The sequence below is a fragment of the Kribbella sp. ALI-6-A genome, from assembly GCF_001984195.1.
Classification (GTDB): domain Bacteria; phylum Actinomycetota; class Actinomycetes; order Propionibacteriales; family Kribbellaceae; genus Kribbella.
Genome location: NZ_MTQN01000009.1, coordinates 796,118 through 813,878, shown reverse-complemented (window position 1 = coordinate 813,878; position 17,761 = coordinate 796,118). Strand labels below are relative to the sequence as shown.

Below are 17,761 nucleotides of genomic sequence, written 5' to 3'. Positions count from 1 at the left end.
ACCGCTCGCACATCAGATGCCGTGGAGATGCCCGAGCTCAGCGACAGACGGTCCTGGCCCGTGAGGTTGAGATGCTGACCAACGCCGGATACAAGTGGGACAGCCATGACGGTGCTTCCCCCGACGAGGTGAGTGATCTGAACCCAGACAAACGCTTCGACATTCTTCGGCCCGATCGGAACGTCGCTTACGGCCCACAGGACCTCCCGTCGGCTCGCGACGGTCAGATTCGTGATCTGCTGGTGCGTGCGGTCGGCGAGATGTCGTTCGAGGAACTGAAGGCGTTGATGCCACTCGGCGCTGACGGGGTCCTGGGCTCGTTCGCTGAGCGGGCCGCTTCGATTGCGGTCCGGCATCAGGACGTGCGGGAACTGCGAGCCGGCCTATTGGCGGCCGCGGCGGCGCTCGACCTCACCGATGACCCGCGGGAGATTCTGCCGCGGCTGTCGCTGCTCCACCGAGCCGCGGAGATGATCGGGAACGATCCCGCCGTCGAATTTCGGCAGGCCGATCAGGTGCTGAAGGGGAAGGCGCCTGAACTGGTGAAATTCCTGGAGCGTTCGCCGTTCGACCGGTCGATACAGGCGATGGCGTACGAAGAAGGCAACGACAAACACGGCTTCAGATTTCTGCGAACGTGGTGATGGGTTTGCTCGGAAGCCGGGATGACTGGGCGGAGATGATCGATGGCAACCAAGGTGAATGCTTCCGCCATGCTGAGGCAGGCGATCAAAGCGGGTGCGATCCCGGTCGAGGCGTCGCTGGTGCCACGTCGCGGAGCTGAGTGGACCGCGGGCGAGCTGAGCTATGGCTTGTGGCTCGGCAGCAAACATGGCGGTGAGCTCACCTGGGTGTTCAATGTCGGGGACGTGCGACTCGAGTCGTGGATGGCGGGCCGGGGAGCCAGGCCAGTACCGATCTACGACAGTCGTGGCGCTCTTCCCTGGCCGGTATCGGCCGACGAGGTTCTGATCGACTTCGTTCGTCCGTGGCAGGCGGCGGCTGAGTTCGTCAAGGACCGCGTTGACTTCTGTCGGCTGCTCGCCTCCTCCGAAGACGTGCGCCGCGGTCCTGTTCACGCGTGGCTGCCACCGGCGAACTATCCCGCGCGCCTGGTGCAAGCACTGATCGTTGCCCGAGATCTGGGCGACGAGGGGCTTGAAGAGCAAATAGTCGCCAAGCTTCACGCCGGTGGTTCGGTCGACCTGCCGACAGGCCGGGTCACGGACTTGGACCAGGCGCGGAAGTGGGCGCGCGAGTGGTCGGATGTGCTGGGGTACGAGGTCAAGTTCTGATCCCGCACAACAAACAGCGCGCCTGCCCGAAATACCAGGCAGGCGCGCTGTCGTGTCAGCGACCCGAGGTCAGCTGACCGTGAAGCTCCTGGCCGGGCTGACGCCCGTTGCGTGGTCGCCGTCGGACTGGAAGACGACTCGGTAGGTGTAGCTGGCTCGGGTGGTGGGCTTGATGGAGAAGGCGTAGTTGCCCGTCGAGTTCAGCTTGGTGCTGGTGATCGTGGTCCAGGTGGTTCCGGTGGAACGCTGGAGGTAGACCGGGGAACCGGCGTGCTGGGGGCGGACGTAGCCGTAGAACGTGGTGGCCGAACCCAGCTTGATCGACGTGGCCGACAGGTTGGCGGTCAGGGTCGGGCGGATGTCCGTGGTCCAGGTGCCGGTGCGGGAGCCGAGCAGTTGTGGCGAACCGTTGTAGCCCCACGCGAAGACCGTGGAATACGTCGGCTGGTAGGTCACGCTGTACGAGCCGGTCTCGCTCGTCGTGACGCGGGTGATCTCGCGCCAGGTCGAGCTGTTCTTGTTGCGGCCGTAGAGCGACACCAGTACGCCGGCCATCGGCGCCTTCGTGTCGACCCGGACGAGGGTGCCGCTGAGCGTCACCTTGCCGCCGAAGTCCAATGCGGTCGCGTTGGCCTTCATGGTCGGGTAGGTGCCGGTCAGGTTCGCGGCGACCGACGTGCTCCACTTGCCGCTGCGGTCCTTGACCCAGGCACGGAACGCGTAGCTCGTCGCGTTCGCCAGCCCGGTCGCCGTGGCGCTCGAGGCCGGGCCCATGTACGCCGAGGTGCCGGTGTCCGGCGCGGTCGGCGCGACCGTTCCGGCGTTACGCCGTACGACGACCTGGTCGAGGTCGGTGATGCCGGGCAGCGTCCACTTCATCGCAGCCGCGGCGTACTGGCCGGTGACGGTGAAGTTGGTGATCGGCGCCGGCGCGACGTCGACGGTCCGGAAGAACACGAAGTACGAGCCCGGCATCGTGGCGCCGCCGGTGTCCTTCACCGCGCCGACAACCGCCCGGTACGGCGTGTTGTCCTGCAGCGTCGGGGTCGGGTCGATCGTGACCCGCTTGGTGGCCGGGTCGTACGACACCGTGCTCGGGATGACCGCGCCGGTCTTGCCGTGCAGCAGTCGCACGGTCGTGGTGTTCACGCTCGACGGTGCGAGCTCGCGCTCGAAGGTGAACGAGGGGGAGTAGGTCTGCGCCACATTGCCGGTCAGGTCGGCGGGGGCGGTGTTGTTGACCCAGTAGCGCTGGCCGACCGACGATCCGCCAGTGGAGCTGGCCGCGACCGACAGGGTGTAGGGCCGGCTGTCCCGCGCCCCGTTGAAGTTGTTCACCTTGAGGTACGCGCGGCCGGCGGGCAGCCTCAGGGTGACCTTCTCCGCCACCTTGTCGCCGGCGTCGGCGAAGCCGATGAGCTGGAGCTGCGCGTTGTAGATCGACAGCACCGGGTCGTTGTTCTGCGGCCGGTTCGCGTCGTCGTAGCGCGGCGGGGTGAGCGTGACGACCACGTTGCGGGCGGCCGACGACTGCGCGGAGTACCAGTCCTCCTCGCCTTCCGTGCCGATCGCGCCGGTGATCGAGGCGTGGGCCATCGCTGTGGCCCGGGCGGGAACGTCGTTGCCGTCCGGGCCGGCGGCCCAGAACTCCGGTGCCCAGGGGGCGCCGAGCGCGTTCGCGGCGTCGAGAACGCCGGCGCCGTAGTACGGGTCGCGGCCGCGCGGACCGGCGTCGCGGGCGGTGTTCTTCAGCTGTGCCTCGACTTGAGCAGGAGTCCAACTCGGGTACCTGTTGCGCACCATTGCGGCGACGGCAGCCACCATCGGCGCCGAGAACGACGTCCCGCTGCCACCCCAGTAGGGCAGGTAGGCCGGGTCGGTGAGCGCGCGCGGACCGGTGGAGATGATGCGCCAGCCCGGAGCAGCCAGGTCGACCGAGTCGCCCCACGAGCTGAACGACGTCAGGACGCCGTTGGTGTCGGTGGCACCGACCGAGATGGTCTCCGGGAACGCGGCGGGATAGTTCGGCGCGGAGGAGTACTCGTTGCCCGAGGACGCGACGACCACGACCCCCTTGGCGACGGCGTTCCTGACCGCGGCGTGCATGACCGGGTTGTAGCTCGGGCCGCCGAGGGACATGTTGATCACCCGGGCGCCGTGTGAGACCGCCCAGTTGATGCCGGCCACGACGGACGAGTCCGAGCCACTGCCTTGGGAGTTGAGCACCTTCACCGGCAGGATCCGTGCGTTCCACGCGACGCCGGCGATCCCGCGTCCGTTGTTCGTGTTCGCGGCGATGATGCCCGCCACCATCGTGCCGTGACCCTCGTCGTCGTTGGCCGACGCCTTGGGATTGATCGCGTTGTAGCCGGTGTAGACCCGGCCGGCCAGCTCCGGGTGCCCACCGTCGACGCCGGTGTCCAGTACGGCGATCGTCTGGCTGCCGGCGGTCTTTTGGCGGTCCCAGGCCTGCGGCATCCGGATCGTCGACAGGTAGCCCTGGTCGGAACCGTAGAACTCGTCGTTCGGCGTGGCCGCGCTGGTCCGCACGTAGTTGAGCGAGGCGAGCTCGACGTTCGGCTCGGCCTTGAGCTTCTTCAGCAGCTCCGGAGCGGCCGTGTTGCTGGTCACGGTGGCGTAGTCGTCGGTCACCAGCACGGCGGCCTGGCGACTGTTGTGCTTGGCAAGGACCGACGCGCGGGCGGCCGCACTCGCCCGCGACGAGAACTTCACCAGGACCGAGTGCGGATCGTAGGCCTCGGTGGCGGCCGCGACCTGACGGTCCGGCACCGCAAAGGCGTCGTAGAAGGGCTTCGGTGGGGCTGCCGACACCGACGAACCGGTGACGGTGACCAGCGTGGTCGCGACGAGCGCGGCCGGAAGGCCCAGTTTCAGGAGGTGGGACGGGCGGATGGGCAACACAGGGGACCCCCCCAAGGGTCTTGAGAGTGACATTCTGGGGCGGAGTATGTCAGAGCGGGGAAACAGTTTCGGGTCGATGCCGATGTCAAAAGCTGCAAGATTGGTTTGAGGGCGTGCCACCGTGGCCACCCTGAGCCCTTTCAGCTGCTGAGGAGTGCTCGACGATGACTGCTGATTCCGCACCGAGGTCCGATCTGTCCGGCTGGCGGAAGGCGCCGTTCACGGGCGGTGGGCTGACCTATGACTGCTATGAGAAGGGCTCGGGACCGGGCGTCGTACTGATCCCGGAGATCCCCGGCATCTCGCCGGAGGTACTCGGTCTCGCCGATCATCTGGTGGCGGAGGGATTTACGGTGGTCGTGCCGTCGCCGTTCGGGACTCCGGGGCGCGAGGCGACGGTGGCGTACGGCGTGAGCGTGTTCGCGCGGCTGTGCGTATCCAAGGAGTTCCGCGCGTTCGCGGTGAACGCCGAGCGGCCGATCACGCGGTTCCTGCGGGCCGTCGCCGCGGAGCTGGCGGCCCGTACGCCGGGACGCGGGGTCGGCGTGATCGGGATGTGCTTCACCGGCGGGTTCGCGCTGGCGACGGCGGTGGACGACGCGGTCCGGGCCCCGGTGATGAGTCAGCCGGCGACACCGTTCCCGCTGGGCCGGGCGAGGCGACGCGATCCCGGCGTCTCGGAGCAGGAACTGGAGACCGTCGTGGAGCGCTCTTGCACGGACGGCCTCTGCGTTCTCGGGCTCCGTTTCACCAAGGACCGCGCGGTCCCGGACGAGCGTTTCGCCACCCTGCGGGAGCGGCTCGGCGACGCGTTCGAGGTGTTCGAGCTGGACTCTGGACCTGGCAACGTCGGCGGCTTCTCCGCCAACGCGCACCAGGTCCTGACCGCCGAAGTTCGCGAGACCCCGGGCCACCCGGCGCTGGCCGCCCGGACCCGCACCGTCGAGTTCCTCCGCAAGCAGCTCACCCCGACCGACTGAACCAACCGGGAGCCGCAGATCGGACCCTCGGTGCCCGCCCGCCGCGCCGATAGGGGCGACAGGCAACGAATTGAGGTTCACCGGCGCCCGCGGAAAGTCCGCCGCAGATCCTCCGTCCACTCCTCGGGAATCTCCCACGGAATGAAGTGCCCGCCGCGATCGTGGCAGGTGATGTTCACGTGGTTGTACCACTCCGCCCGGTCGCTGCCGAGAAAGTTCTGGATCCGCTCCTCGGCACTGTGCACCCCCGGCGGGTTCTCGTAACTGACGAAGGTGATCCCGGTCGGCGCCTCGACGACCGGCTTGCGGTCGTGGGACGGTGTCCACGGGTAGCGGTTGTTGTTGGCGTAGGTGCGGATCGAGGTCTCGATCGAGTTGCCGGCCCAGTAGATCATCGCGTGGGTGATCAGGTCGTCGGCCGAGAACACGCTCTCCACGTTTCCGCCGTTGTCCGACCACTTCGTCCAGCGTTCGAGCAGCCACGCCAGCAGGCCGGCGGGGGAGTCGGACAAACCGAAGGCCAGGGTCGTCGGCGCGAGCATGTGCGCGGACAGATGCACGGCGAAGCGCTTCTCCACCTCGAGCAGCCGGGCCCTGTCCTCCGCAGGCAGTCCGTCCGGGATCGGCCGTCCGCCGGTGATGTCCCAAGCGCGTTCGCCCTCGAAGAACGAGAGCTTCAGCGCCGACCCGATGTGGATCCCGTACAGCTCGTCGGCGTACTTGTGCCCGAGCTGCCCTGTCACCAGCGCGCCCACGTCACACCCCGCGGCGGCGTACCGTGAGTAGCCGAGTACGTCGGTCATCAGCGAGTGCCACACGTCGGCGATCTTCCAGAAGTTCATGTCCGGCCGTTCGAGCGGGGACGAGAACCCGAAGCCCGGCAACGACGGCACGATCACGTCGAACGCGTCCGCCGGATCACCTCCGTACGCCGCGGGGTCGGCGAGGCGGTCGATCACCTTCGACCAGTGCCAGAACGTCCACGGCCAGCCGTGACTGAGGACCAGCGGCACTGGGCGCGGACCGACTCCCGGCTTGCGCAGGAAGTGCACCGGTACGCCGTCCACCTCGACCCGGTAGTGCTCGTAGGCGTTGATCGCGCTCTCCGCCGCTCTCCAGTCGTACCCGTCGGCCCAGTACGCGACCAGCCGTTTGAGATCGGTACGCCGTACGCCGTACCGGCCGTCCTCGTTGTCCTTGTCGAGCGGCCACTTGGTGGCGAGCAGGCGCTGCCGGAGATCGTCGAGCACCTCGTCGGCGACGTGGATCGGCGTCGGCTGGAGCGGGAAGGAACTGGTCGTCATCGAGTCCTCACGGGGTCGTCGTCGGCAATCTCGGTCAGGCGTTTCAGCACGTGCACGGAGTCGGCCAGGAGAGCGCGTTCTTCGTCGCTCAGCTGATCGACCAGCTCGGCCAGTCGCTCGACCCGGCTGATCCGGCGGGACCGCACGATCTCCTCGCCTTCGGCGGTGAGCGACAGCAGAACCGCGCGGCCATCGGTCGGATCGGGCGAGCGGGTGACCAGGCCGTCGCGTTCGAGCTTCGCGACGAGGCTGGTCAACGCCGGCTGCTTCAACTGCTCGGTCGCGGTCAGATCGGTCAGCCGCAGCGGGCCTCGCCGGCCGAGCGTGTGCAGCACGCCGAGCGTGGAGAAGTTGAACCGGCGAACCGCCGGCAGCCGGATGAAGATCGTGGTGAAGTCCTCGATCGCGGTGGTCAGGTCGTCGAGATCGGGCATCTGCTCCGGCACCGGAAAACCATATCAAATTTCGATGTAACTCAACGCAACGAGTGGCCACCACCCGGAGCGGTCGTACCGCTGCGTGTGGTTACCGACACGTCGCGACGGGAAGTGTTAAGCGCGCGTTGGGAAATTCCCTTGGTGTGATTGCGATCCGGCCCGCAGGGGAACGTAGGAAGTGGACGAGGTGAGGTGTCGCCCGGGCCGGTCCGGGCGAGGTTCACCGACTGGGGTCGTTGCTGTGCGCAAGGCTTGTTCAGCCCTGTGTGACGCTCGGTGATTCGCTCTGGTCGCACCCCCTGCGGACATGGCACCATCGGCCACCGGGGAGACACGTCATCAGGGGGCGACGAATGGCGAGAGCCAAGCGGGCGAACCGCGGCGACAGTGAGAGGTCGCGGTGGTTGAACAGTACGGCGGACGCCGGTGGCCGGGAGGAGTTCGGCTGGGGCGCACGGTCGCTGCCGCCGATCCAGGACGGCCGGCTCGGAATCGATCCACAGGCAGGTATGAACGCTTCGCAGGCAGCACCCCAACCAGACGGCCCCAGCCGACCGATCGGCGTCGTCGGCAACGATCCCGACGCACCGCTGGAGGCTTCGGCCACCAGCCGTGGCAGTGACGCATCCGAAGGTGCTCCTGCCAAGAGGCCGAAGCGCAAGGCGCCACCAAGCGACCCGGAGCCGCAGGACGATCCACACCCCGATCCGCAGGAACCCCGCGCGAGCGTTGAGCCACACCTGCAGCCGGCCGAATCAGCCTCGCCCGACCAGTCGGGCACACACCCCGATCCGGAAACCACGGAGAACACCGGGGAGCGCTCTCCCGTGTCCGGCGACTGGCGCAACGAGGTCGGCACCAACGGCCGCGTTGCGGTGCATCCTCGCGAGGCCGGCTTCGGTACGCCGGTCCGGGTGGACGAGATCGCCCTGGCCGCCAAGGCGCTGTCCGAGGACTTGCTGATCGCGACCCGCGGTCTGCCCGAGTCCGTCGAGTCGCGGCAACTCCGGCGCGATCTCGACGCCGCGGTGGAGACATTCCGAGCGGTCGCCAGCCATCTCCAGTCGACCGCCGGCAGTCTGGTCCGGCTCGCCGCGAGCGAGGGTCTGGTCTGCGGTGTCACGTGGGGCGTCTGCCCGGATCACGGCTTGACGCTGATGAACGTCGACGGCGAGATCGCCAGCTGTCACGTGCTCGGCTGCCATCTCCAGCAGCAGGCTCCGGCCGAGCGGTGCCCGCAACCCGTTGCCTACAAGGTGGTTGACGCCGCCGGGCCGGCGCTGTTCACCTGCGCCGGCCACGCGATCGCCTGCCGCCTGCACCTCGACGGGGCCGTCATCACCCTCACCACCGACAGCCTCGAGATGCTCTGACGCACCACCAGCGAACCCGGCCTCGAGCGACAGTTGTCGGAGGCCGGGTTCGTTGCTGTGCGCGACCTACTGGATCCGGCAGGACGTCAAGTGGTCGTTCGCGTTGGGGGACAGGGCGGTGAAGTTCGGCGTGTTCGACGACCACGTCCACGACTGTCCGCTGAAGTTGTCCTCCGCGTACGCGGTCACCGTCCAGCCCGCCGGGATCCGCACCGACGACGCCCAGTTGTCCTGGACGCCGGCCGCCTGCAGCTGCGCCCGCGTGTAGTTGCCCTTGGCAAGCGCAGCTCCGGCGGCGCCGAGGTAGTCCACATGCTCGTAGAAGATCACCCCGCCCGCGCCCTGCGGCGGCATCGGCGGCGTCGGCCGGTTCGGGGTGAGCGCGATCTGCCCCTTGAACATCCGCCCGCCGTCGTTGGTCAGCCGCAGGTAGTAGTCCGAGGAGCAGACCGTGCCGTCCTCGTCCAGCGCCCGGATCCCTGATCCCTGGGGAACCCAGGCAGCGCTCTCCGCGGTCTTGGCGATCTGGTTCCCCTCGTTGTACTCGTCGAACATCGAGATGTACATGCCCTGCACGCCGACCCGGGTCAGGTTGTAGAACTGCCGCCACATCAGGTCGCCGTGCCGCCGGTGCCCGGACTGCAGGTCACCGGGAATCACGCACGGCTGGTAGTCGATGCCGTGCGCGTTGCAGTCCGCCTGGTCCTGCTGGTTCACGTTGTTGTAGTAGTGATCCGCGCCCGCGACGTCGCTGATCCGCCCGACCATCCACGGCGACAGCATGTTGAAGGCGTGGAACACGTCCAGGTAGCCGGGCCGCGCGTCCTCGACGCCGCGTCGCCAGTGCGTCGGTACGCCGCCGATCACGTAGCAGCCCTGGGCCTTGAACCAGTTCACCACGTCGAGGCAGACCGAAGCCGGCCAGGCTTTGTTGCCCTCGTTGAACCCGAAGCCCCAGATGCAGACCACCGGTTTCCCGTTCTGCCTCGCGTACGCCGGCGACGACGTGTACGCGCGCATCTTGTCGATCCAGTCCTGCTTCATCTCCGACTGCATGTTCTGCCAGCCGGTCGCGTCGTACATGATGTAGAACTTGCGCCCGTACTGCTCGGCGGCCTGGCGCACCTTGGCCGCCATCGCGTCCCGGGTCGGGCCTTCGCCGCCGAACGGGTTGAACCGCTGCAGGGCGGCCGTGTCGCAGCCGTTCTGCTGCATCCACTGGAAGTGAGTGTTCACCGTCTGCTGGTCGTACGACGAGAACAGCTTCGCGGGCTGGCCGTTGCCGAGATTCGCGTACGCCGTCTGGTACGTCGCGGTGTAGTCGCGCACGTCCGGCCAGCTGCCGAGGGCGTTGTTGGTCGGTGACGGCGGCTGGCCCCAGTTGTTGCTCCAGTGCCACCAGCCGTTGATCGGGGCACCGTCCCCGGCGCAGGCGAACCAGCCCTGGTAGCCGACGGTGATCTTGCCGACCACGTCGCCCGGCGGACTGGCCACCGGTGTCGCGGTGGTGGCGGAGGCGGCGAGGGTGCTGCCGACGGTGGTGGCGGTCGCCGCTGTGGCCGCGGAGGCGGCCAGGAAAGTACGTCGTGTGAGTGCCATGTGCAGGCTCCTGGTGGGGGCGGGCAGGACTGCGGAGAGTGGCGCCGAGCGTACAAACGGTCGCTTCACGACGCAAGACCTGATCGCAAGAGCTTGACGAATTCTTGCAAGATCACTACGAGATCCGCAGAGAGAGCGTTCTCTTACAGCCGGTAATTCGCAAGAAATCTGGCCGCAACATCTTGACGGCGAAAGCCTGCGTACTTAGTTTGTTGGCTCAACAGACAAAGTCTGTGACTGGCATCACAGTGCCGGTGCCGTTCTCCTGTCGGGGGAGAAGGGGTGGGGGTCTTGTGACGCTGACCGACGGTCGTCGGCCGGGCGGCGGCATGGTTGCCGCTGACCACGTTTCGCTGCGCCGCAACAACCTGTCCGTCGTTCTCCGCCACGTGCGCTCCGAGGGTCCCAAGTCACGGGCCCGGATCGCCGCGGACACCGGCCTGAACAAGGCCACCGTCTCCAGCCTGGTCGCCGAGCTGGTCGAGCGCGGGCTGCTGCGCGACGGCCGCGCCGAGTCCGAGCGTGGCGCCCTCGGCCGCCCCGGCCAGCTGGTCGAGCTCGACGGCAGCGCGGTCTGCGGAGTCGGCGCCGAGATCAACGTCGACTACCTCGCCGTCACCGCGCTCGACCTCAGCGGCGACACGATCATCGAACGCCGCGTCCCGCTCGACGTGGCCCACCTCGAGCCCGGTACGACGCTCGACCGCCTCGCCGAGCTGGTCGACGAAGCCGTGACGGCCGTCGGAGCGCGCGGCGGGCAGACCGCGGGCCTGACGCTGGCGGCGCCGGGCCTGGTGCACAGCACGACCGGTTCGCTCAAGCTCGCGCCCAACCTCGGCTGGGGCGAGCTGCAGATCGTCGACGCGATGCGCGACCGGCTCGGCGGTCCGGCGTACCCGGTGCGGGTGGACAACGAGGCGAACCTGGCCGCGCTCGCGGCGTACTCGGAACTGCGCAAGGACACCGGGAGCAAGGTCGAGGACATCGTGCTGCTGACCGGCGCGGTCGGCGTCGGTGGCGGCATGGTCGCCGGCGGGCATCTGCTGCGCGGCGGCCGCGGCTTCAGCGGCGAGGTCGGGCACATGCCGGTCGCGCCGGCCGGTGGGATCTGCGGCTGTGGCCGGACCGGTTGCTGGGAGACCGTGGTCGGATTGACCGCCTTGCTGAACAAGGCGACCGACGCGGACGACCCGGTGCGGGACCCGTCGCTCGACGTCGAGCAGCGGCTCGCCGAAATCACCCGCCGGGCCGAGGCCGGCGGAGCGCGGACTCTGCGCGCACTCGCCGACGTCGGGACCTGGCTGGGCATCGGCGGCGCGATCCTGGTGAACATCCTGAACCCGGACGTGCTGGTGCTCGGCGGGTACTTCGCCGTGCTCGGCCCCTGGCTCAAGGAACCGCTGGAGAGCGCGATCCGCGATCGCGTGATCGCTCCCGACGGCGGCGGCTGCCGCGTCGTGCAGTCCGAGCTGGGCTTCACCGCCGCCGTCCGCGGCGGCGCGCAGATCTCGCTGGACCAGGTCTTTCTCGACCCGACCCTGGTCGGCCGCGACGCCACCGGAGTCGCGCAATGAGCAGTCAGAACACCGTGGGCGGGGTCAGTAGGAGAGGTGATGGGGTGGCCGACGAAGAACTGTTGCGGATGACCGGGATCGTGAAGGAGTTCCCAGGCGTCCGGGCACTGGACGGCGTCGATCTCGACGTCCGGCGGGGCGAGGTGCACTGCCTGCTCGGCCAGAACGGCGCCGGCAAGTCGACGCTGATCCGCGTGCTGACCGGCGCGCACCAGCCCGACCAGGGCGCGATCGTTGTCGATGGCAAGCAAGTCGCGCTGAACAGCCCGACCGCCGCGATCGACCTCGGCATCGCCGCGATCTACCAGGAGCTCGACCTGGTGCCCGACCTGACCGTCGCCGAGAACGTGTTCCTCGGCCACGAGCCGGCCCGCTTCGGGCTGACCCGCCGGCACGAGGCGAACACCAGGGCGCGGGAGATCCTCGAAGGCCTTGGCCACGGCGAGATCCCGGTCGGCCGCGCCGTCGGGCTGCTGCCGGCCGCCGGTCAGCAGGTGGTGAGCATGGCCAGAGCGCTGTCCCGTGACGCTCAGCTGATCGTGATGGACGAGCCGTCCGCCGTGCTCGACTCCGAAGAGGTCGGCAACCTGTTCCGGGTGATCCGCGGCCTGACGTCCCGCGGCGTCGCGGTCATCTACATCTCGCACCGGCTGGAGGAGATCCGCGAGATCGGCGACCGGGTCACCGTGCTGAAGGACGGCGCCACCGTGGCCACCGGCCTGGACGCGCGCCAGACGCCGACGTCCGAGCTGATCCGGCTGATGACCGGCCGCTCGATCGAGTACGTCTTCCCACCCCGCGGCACGGTTCCGGACGACGCGCCGACCGTGCTCGAGGTGACCGACCTGTCCCGGCCGCGCGAGTTCGAGAACATCGGCTTCGTGGTCCGGGCCGGCGAGATCCTCGGCCTGACCGGCCTGGTCGGTTCCGGCCGCTCCGAGATCCTGGAGACCGTGTACGGCGCTCGCCGGGCCGCGACCGGATCCGTCCGCGTCGACGGCACCGAGCTGAAGCCGGGCCGGGTCCAGGCGGCGGTCAAGGCCGGTGTCGGCCTGGCGCCCGAGGAACGCAAGAGCCAGGCGCTGCTGCTCGACGAGGCGGTCTACAAGAACATCACGGTCTCGACGATGCAGCGGTTCGCCAGCGGTGGGTTCCTCAACGGCGCCGCGGAGAAGAAGGCCGCGGAGGAGTTGACCAAGGCGCTGGACGTCCGCCCAGCGGGGGTGGAGCATCCGGTGCGCAACCTGTCCGGCGGCAACCAGCAGAAGGTCGTCCTGGCCCGCTGGCTGCTCCGGGACTGCCGGGTGCTGCTGCTGGACGAACCGACCCGAGGGGTCGACGTCGGCGCGCGCTCGGAGATCTACGCGCTGATTCGCAAGCTGGCCGCGAACGGAGTCGCGATCGTGCTGGTCTCCAGCGAGGTCGAGGAAGTGCTCGGTCTGGCCGACCGGGTCGTGGTGATGCGGGAGGGGCGGGCCGTACACACCGGTCCCGCGGTGGACATCGACGAGCACCGGGTCCTGGACCTGGTGATGGAAGGAAGTGCCGTGTGATGGGCGAGGAAGTCGCACGACCGGGGACGAACCCCGAAACACCGAACGGAAAGCCCTCCGTCCAGGACTCCGTTCCCAGCACCGCCGGCGCCACGCCGGCGGGAGCGGGATCAGCCACCGGGTTGCCCGCCCAGGCGGCCCAGGGGCCGCGGGACGGATTGCCGGCCCAGGCACTCGACGGCGGTACGGCGTCGACCCAGTCGACCACGACCCAGCCGGGGGCGCCACGGCGTACCGGGGGAGCGGCCCTGCTGCGCGGCGGGATGGGGCGCAACGTCGGACTCGTGGTCGCGCTGGTGGTGCTGTGCATCGTCGGCGTCGTCACCTCCGGTGACACCTTCGCCACCAGCGCCAACGTCCTCACCATCCTGCGGGCGGCCGCGGTGATCGGCGTGGTCAGCATCGGTATGACGTTCGTCATCACCGGCGGTGGCATCGACCTGTCCGTCGGCGCGATGCTCGCGTTGTCGTCGGTCTGGGCCACCACGCTGGCCACCCAGCAGCTGGCCGCCGACTACGGCGTCATCTTCATCGTCACCACCGCGCTGCTGGTCGGTTCGGCCTGCGGCCTGGTCAACGGCCTGCTGATCGCCTACGGCAAGATCGTGCCGTTCATCGCGACGCTGGCGATGCTGGCCGCGGCGCGCGGTCTGGCCGAGATCATCTCCGACCGCAAGACCCAGATCATCTCCGTCAGGTCGTTCTTCGACATCTTCGGCGGCTCGGTGATCGGCGTGCCGGTGCTGGTCTGGATGTTCGTCATCGTCTCCGCGCTCGGCTGGGTGCTGCTCAACCGCACCACCTTCGGCCGCCGCACCTTCGCGGTCGGCGGCAACGCCGAAGCGGCTCGGCTGGCCGGCATCAAGGTCCAGCGCCACACCGTCGCCCTCTACGTGCTGGCCGGCCTGTGCTGCGGGATCGCCGCGGTGATGCTGATGGCCCGGACGACGACCGGAAGCTCCACCCACGGTGTGCTGTACGAGCTGGACGCGATCGCGGCGGTGGTGATCGGCGGCACGCTGCTGTCCGGCGGCCGCGGCACGATCGTCGGCACCGTGTTCGGCGTACTGATCTTCACGACGCTGAACAACGTCTTCACCCTGAACAACCTGAGCTTCTCCGCGCAGTCGGTGGCGAAGGGCCTGATCATCGTGATCGCGGTCCTCCTCCAGCAGCGCCTGGCCGCCCGCGCCACCACACCATGAGTTCCGTTACCCCTGTAGAGCAGTTCGCACATTGGAGGACGACGATGTCCGCACGACCCGCGCGGTTCCTGACAGCACGATCCCTGAAGGTCGCCGGTGTGGCCGGCCTGAGCTCGCTGGCACTGATCGCCTGCACCAGCAACACCCCGGAGGCCGAGAAGACCGCCGACAGCAACTCCAACCAGCCGGCGGCCGCCGGAAAGAACGACGAGCCGGGCCAGAAGGTCAAGATCGGCTTCTCCGCGCCGGCCGCCGACCACGGCTGGATGAGCGCGATCACCAAGGCCACTCAGGCCGAGGCGAAGAAGCTGTCCGACGTCGAACTGGTGGTGGCCGAGGGCACCAACGACGTGAGCCAGCAGATCAGCCAGGTCGAGACCTTCATCAACCAGAAGGTCGACGCGATCGTGCTGCTGCCGTTCGACGGCGCCGCGCTGACCCCCGTCGCGACCAAGGCGATGGAGGCCGGCATCACGGTGGTCAACGTCGACCGCGAGTTCAGCAGCAACTTCGCGGCCCGGACCACCGTGCTCGGCGACAACAAGGGCATGGGCGTCTCGGCCGGCACCTACATCTGCCAGGAGATGAAGGGCAAGAAGGACGCGGTGATCGCCGAGATCGCCGGGATCGACTCGCTGCCGCTGACCCAGGCCCGCAGCCAGGGCTTCAAGGAGGCGCTGGCCGACTGCGGCCTGAAGGTGAACAACCGGGTCGCCGCCGAGTTCACCGTCGAGTCCGGTGAGAAGGCCGCCGCCAACCTGCTCCAGGCCGCGCCGAAGATCGACGCGATCTGGAACCACGACGACGACCAGGGGGTCGGCGTGATGGCCGCGATCAAGAACTCCGGCCGCAAGGAGTTCTTCGTCGTCGGTGGCGCCGGTTCGGCGAACGTGATGCGCGACATCAAGGCCGGCAACACGCTGATGCGGGCGACTGTCATCTACCCGTCCACGCAGGGCGCGGACGGCGTCCGGCTGGCTCGCCTGCTGGTGCAGAAGAAGGCCCTCGGCGACCTGGTGGAGGTCGAGGTGCCGCGCACCGTCCAGCTGTACGCGCCGGTCGTCACCAAGGACAACGTGGACCAGTACCTCCCGACCGCCTTCGAAAGCTGACCAACACCGCGAGAGCTGAGAAAGGGAACACACGGTATGACGAACCTGGGCATCGGCCTGATCGGTTACGCCTTCATGGGGGCCGCCCACTCGCAGGCCTGGCGCAACGCGCCGCGCTTCTTCGACCTGCCGCTGCACCCGGACCTCAACGTCCTGTGCGGCCGCAACGCCGAGGCGGTGCAGGAGGCCGCGGGCAAGCTCGGCTGGAGCACGACCGAGACCGACTGGCGCACGCTGCTGGATCGTGACGACGTCCAGCTGGTCGACGTCTGTACGCCGGGCGACAGCCACGCCGAGATCGCGATCGCCGCGCTCGAGGCCGGCAAGCACGTGCTCTGCGAGAAGCCGCTGGCCAACACCGTCGCGGAGGCCGAGGCGATGGCCGCCGCGGCGGAGAAGGCGGCGGGCAGCGGGATCAGGTCGATGGTCGGGTTCACCTACCGGCGGGTCCCGGCGATCGCGCTGGCCCGCAAACTGGTGGCCGAGGGCAAGATCGGCACCGTCCGGCACGTCCGGGCGCAGTACCTGCAGGACTGGATCGCCGACCCCGAGGCGCCGCTGTCGTGGCGCCTCGACAAGGACAAGGCCGGCTCCGGCGCGCTCGGTGACATCGGCGCGCACATCGTCGACCTGACCCAGTTCATCACCGGCGACCGGATCGCCGAGGTGAGCGGTCGCCTGGAGACCTTCGTCAAGGAGCGTCCCAAGGCCGAGGCGCACAGCGGCCTGTCCGGTACGGCGAGCAGCGAACGCGGCCCGGTCACCGTCGACGACGCCGCGGTGTTCATCGCCAACTTCCGCAGCGGTGCCCTGGGTGTCTTCGAGGCGACCCGGTTCGCCACCGGCCGCAAGAACGCGATCCGGATCGAGATCAACGGCTCGGCCGGCAGCCTGGCCTTCGACTTCGAGGACATGAACCTGCTGCACTACTACGACGCGACCGAGGACCCCGAGACCGCGGGCTTCCGGCGCATCCTGGCCACCGAGCCGGTGCACCCCTACGTCGCGGCCTGGTGGCCGCCGGGTCACCTGCTCGGCTACGAGCACGGCTTCACCCACCAAGTGGTCGACCTGGTCACGGCGATTGCCGAGGGCAAGGACCCGGAGCCGTCGTTCGCCGACGGCCTGCAGGTCCAGCGCGTCCTGGCAGCCGTCGAGGACAGCTCGAACTCCCGACAATGGCAGGAGATTCCAGAGTGAACGCATACACCCCGAGCAAGGCCGACAAGTTCTCGTTCGGACTGTGGACGGTCGGCTGGGAAGGTGTCGACGTCTTCGGTACGGCGGTGCGGGCGCCGCTCGACCCGGTGCTGGCGGTCGAGAAGCTGGCCGAGCTGGGCGCCGCCGCGATCTCCTTCCACGACGACGACCTGGTGCCGGACGACGCGCAGCGCCAGCAGGTGCTGGAGCGGTTCACCAAGGCGCTGGCCGACACCGGCCTGGTGGTCGAGATGGCCACCACGAACCTGTTCGCCCACCCGGTCTTCAAGGACGGCGGTCTGACCGCCAACGACCGTGACGTACGCCGGTACGCGCTGGCGAAGGTGCTGCGCAACGTCGACCTGGCCGCCGAGCTCGGCGCCACGACGTACGTGCTGTGGGGCGGCCGGGAAGGGGCGGAGTCGGGCGGTTCGAAGAACGTCCGGGCCGCGCTGGACCGGTACAAGGAGTCGATGGACCTGCTCACGTCGTACGTGCGCGACCAGGGCTACGACATCCGGTTCGCGCTGGAGCCGAAGCCGAACGAGCCGCGCGGTGACATCCTGCTGCCGACGATCGGGCACGCGATCGCCTTCATCAACGACCTCGAGCACCCCGACCTGGTCGGCATCAACCCCGAGGTCGGGCACGAACAGATGGCCGGCTTGAACTACGCGCACGGCATCGCCCAGGCGCTGTGGCACGGCAAGCTGTTCCACATCGACCTCAACGGGCAGCACGGTCCCCGGTTCGACCAGGACCTGCGCTTCGGCGCGGGCAACCTGCGCGAGGCGTTCTGGACCGTCGACGTGCTGCAGGGCGCAGAGGGCCAGCCGGGATACGACGGCTACGTGCACTTCGACTACAAGCCGCCGCGCACCGAGGACATCGACGGCGTCTGGGAGACCGCGCGCGGCTGCATGCGCAACTACCTGATCCTGCGCGACAAGGTGGCCGCGTTCCGGGCCGACCCGGAGGTCGCCGAGGCGCTCGCCGCGGCGCGGGTCGCGGACCTGGCCCAGCCGACGCTCGGCGCGGGGGAGTCCCTGGATGAGTTGCGCAAGGCAACCTACGACCCCGACGCCCTGGCCGCTCGTGGCCTCGGCTTCGAGAAGCTCGACCAGTTGGCGATGGAGCACTTGCTCGGCGTCCGCTGACACAACCGCACACCCGCAGTAGCTGTACCAGGGCCGACGCCCGGGGACCC

General features: G+C 68.7%; 14 protein-coding genes. 10 read left to right on the top strand and 4 right to left on the bottom strand.

The genetic code is table 11. The features are described from left to right. Positions 1–71: 71 nt before the first annotated feature. Positions 72–644: a hypothetical protein gene (locus tag BWI15_RS12690; protein ID WP_077014510.1), complete on the top strand. Its 573-nt coding sequence runs from the start codon at positions 72–74 to the stop codon at positions 642–644. Between the two features lie 42 nt (positions 645–686). Further along, a complete protein-coding gene (locus BWI15_RS12685; protein WP_143465538.1) occupies positions 687–1,295 on the top strand; it encodes a hypothetical protein in 609 nt (202 codons plus the stop codon). Between the two features lie 69 nt (positions 1,296–1,364). Here the strand turns inward: BWI15_RS12685 and BWI15_RS12680 are convergent, their stop codons facing one another. Beyond that, the gene (locus BWI15_RS12680; RefSeq protein WP_237771249.1) at positions 1,365–4,217 is read right to left on the bottom strand and encodes a S8 family serine peptidase; all 2,853 of its coding nucleotides are present in this window, start codon (positions 4,215–4,217) and stop codon (positions 1,365–1,367) included. A gap of 164 nt (positions 4,218–4,381) precedes the next feature. On the opposite strand from BWI15_RS12680, the gene BWI15_RS12675 reads away from it, so the two are divergent. Continuing rightward, positions 4,382–5,197 carry a dienelactone hydrolase family protein gene (locus BWI15_RS12675; protein ID WP_077014508.1) on the top strand — a complete coding sequence of 272 codons (816 nt, stop codon included), beginning with the start codon at positions 4,382–4,384 and terminating at the stop codon, positions 5,195–5,197. Between the two features lie 77 nt (positions 5,198–5,274). On the opposite strand, the gene BWI15_RS12670 is transcribed toward BWI15_RS12675, so the two are convergent. Together BWI15_RS12670 and BWI15_RS12665 are read right to left on the bottom strand one after the other, a co-directional pair. After that, positions 5,275–6,501 carry an epoxide hydrolase family protein gene (locus BWI15_RS12670; protein ID WP_077014507.1) on the bottom strand — a complete coding sequence of 409 codons (1,227 nt, stop codon included), beginning with the start codon at positions 6,499–6,501 and terminating at the stop codon, positions 5,275–5,277. After that, on the bottom strand, positions 6,498–6,947 hold the full coding sequence (locus BWI15_RS12665) for a MarR family winged helix-turn-helix transcriptional regulator (RefSeq protein ID WP_237771248.1): 450 nt from the start codon (positions 6,945–6,947) through the stop codon (positions 6,498–6,500). Before BWI15_RS12665 ends, BWI15_RS12670 begins: the two co-directional genes overlap by 4 nt. An 818-nt stretch (positions 6,948–7,765) precedes the next feature. Between BWI15_RS12665 and BWI15_RS38760 the strand changes: the two genes are divergently transcribed. After that, complete coding sequence (locus BWI15_RS38760; RefSeq protein WP_143465535.1) at positions 7,766–8,311, top strand: hypothetical protein; 546 nt, start codon at positions 7,766–7,768, stop codon at positions 8,309–8,311. Positions 8,312–8,377: 66 nt separating this feature from the next. On the opposite strand, the gene BWI15_RS12655 is transcribed toward BWI15_RS38760, so the two are convergent. Continuing rightward, positions 8,378–9,910 carry a glycoside hydrolase family 71/99-like protein gene (locus tag BWI15_RS12655; protein WP_077014505.1) on the bottom strand — a complete coding sequence of 511 codons (1,533 nt, stop codon included), beginning with the start codon at positions 9,908–9,910 and terminating at the stop codon, positions 8,378–8,380. 293 nt (positions 9,911–10,203) lie between these two features. Between BWI15_RS12655 and BWI15_RS12650 the strand changes: the two genes are divergently transcribed. Genes BWI15_RS12650 through xylA form a run of 6 tightly spaced genes read left to right on the top strand, consistent with a single transcriptional unit; the run spans position 10,204 to position 17,711 of the window. After that, on the top strand, positions 10,204–11,484 hold the full coding sequence (locus BWI15_RS12650) for an ROK family transcriptional regulator (protein WP_237771247.1): 1,281 nt from the start codon (positions 10,204–10,206) through the stop codon (positions 11,482–11,484). Between the two features lie 44 nt (positions 11,485–11,528). Beyond that, entirely contained in the window at positions 11,529–13,037 is a 1,509-nt protein-coding gene (locus BWI15_RS12645) for a sugar ABC transporter ATP-binding protein (protein ID WP_237771246.1), read from the top strand. Further along, a complete protein-coding gene (locus BWI15_RS12640) occupies positions 13,037–14,242 on the top strand; it encodes an ABC transporter permease (protein WP_077014504.1) in 1,206 nt (401 codons plus the stop codon). Before BWI15_RS12645 ends, BWI15_RS12640 begins: the two co-directional genes overlap by 1 nt. 44 nt (positions 14,243–14,286) lie before the next feature. Beyond that, complete coding sequence (locus BWI15_RS12635) at positions 14,287–15,354, top strand: substrate-binding domain-containing protein (RefSeq protein WP_077014503.1); 1,068 nt, start codon at positions 14,287–14,289, stop codon at positions 15,352–15,354. A gap of 36 nt (positions 15,355–15,390) precedes the next feature. Further along, entirely contained in the window at positions 15,391–16,554 is a 1,164-nt protein-coding gene (locus tag BWI15_RS12630) for a Gfo/Idh/MocA family protein (RefSeq protein ID WP_077014502.1), read from the top strand. Next, positions 16,551–17,711 (top strand): xylose isomerase, encoded by a 1,161-nt coding sequence (gene xylA, locus BWI15_RS12625; RefSeq protein WP_237771245.1) that lies wholly within the window; start codon positions 16,551–16,553, stop codon positions 17,709–17,711. Before BWI15_RS12630 ends, xylA begins: the two co-directional genes overlap by 4 nt. The last annotated feature ends 50 nt before the right edge of the window (positions 17,712–17,761 follow it).

What these genes read in the sequence shown, in the direction of transcription:
- BWI15_RS12690 (WP_077014510.1), top strand. Translation starts at nt 72, where the DNA reads ATGCTGACCAACGCCGGATACAAGTGGGACAGCCATGACGGTGCTTCC.
- BWI15_RS12675 (WP_077014508.1), top strand. Translation starts at nt 4,382, where the DNA reads ATGACTGCTGATTCCGCACCGAGGTCCGATCTGTCCGGCTGGCGGAAG.
- BWI15_RS12685 (WP_143465538.1), top strand. Translation starts at nt 687, where the DNA reads ATGGCAACCAAGGTGAATGCTTCCGCCATGCTGAGGCAGGCGATCAAA.
- BWI15_RS12635 (WP_077014503.1), top strand. Translation starts at nt 14,287, where the DNA reads ATGTCCGCACGACCCGCGCGGTTCCTGACAGCACGATCCCTGAAGGTC.
- BWI15_RS12670 (WP_077014507.1), bottom strand. Translation starts at nt 6,501, where the DNA reads ATGACGACCAGTTCCTTCCCGCTCCAGCCGACGCCGATCCACGTCGCC.
- BWI15_RS12655 (WP_077014505.1), bottom strand. Translation starts at nt 9,910, where the DNA reads ATGGCACTCACACGACGTACTTTCCTGGCCGCCTCCGCGGCCACAGCG.
- BWI15_RS12640 (WP_077014504.1), top strand. Translation starts at nt 13,037, where the DNA reads ATGGGCGAGGAAGTCGCACGACCGGGGACGAACCCCGAAACACCGAAC.
- BWI15_RS12630 (WP_077014502.1), top strand. Translation starts at nt 15,391, where the DNA reads ATGACGAACCTGGGCATCGGCCTGATCGGTTACGCCTTCATGGGGGCC.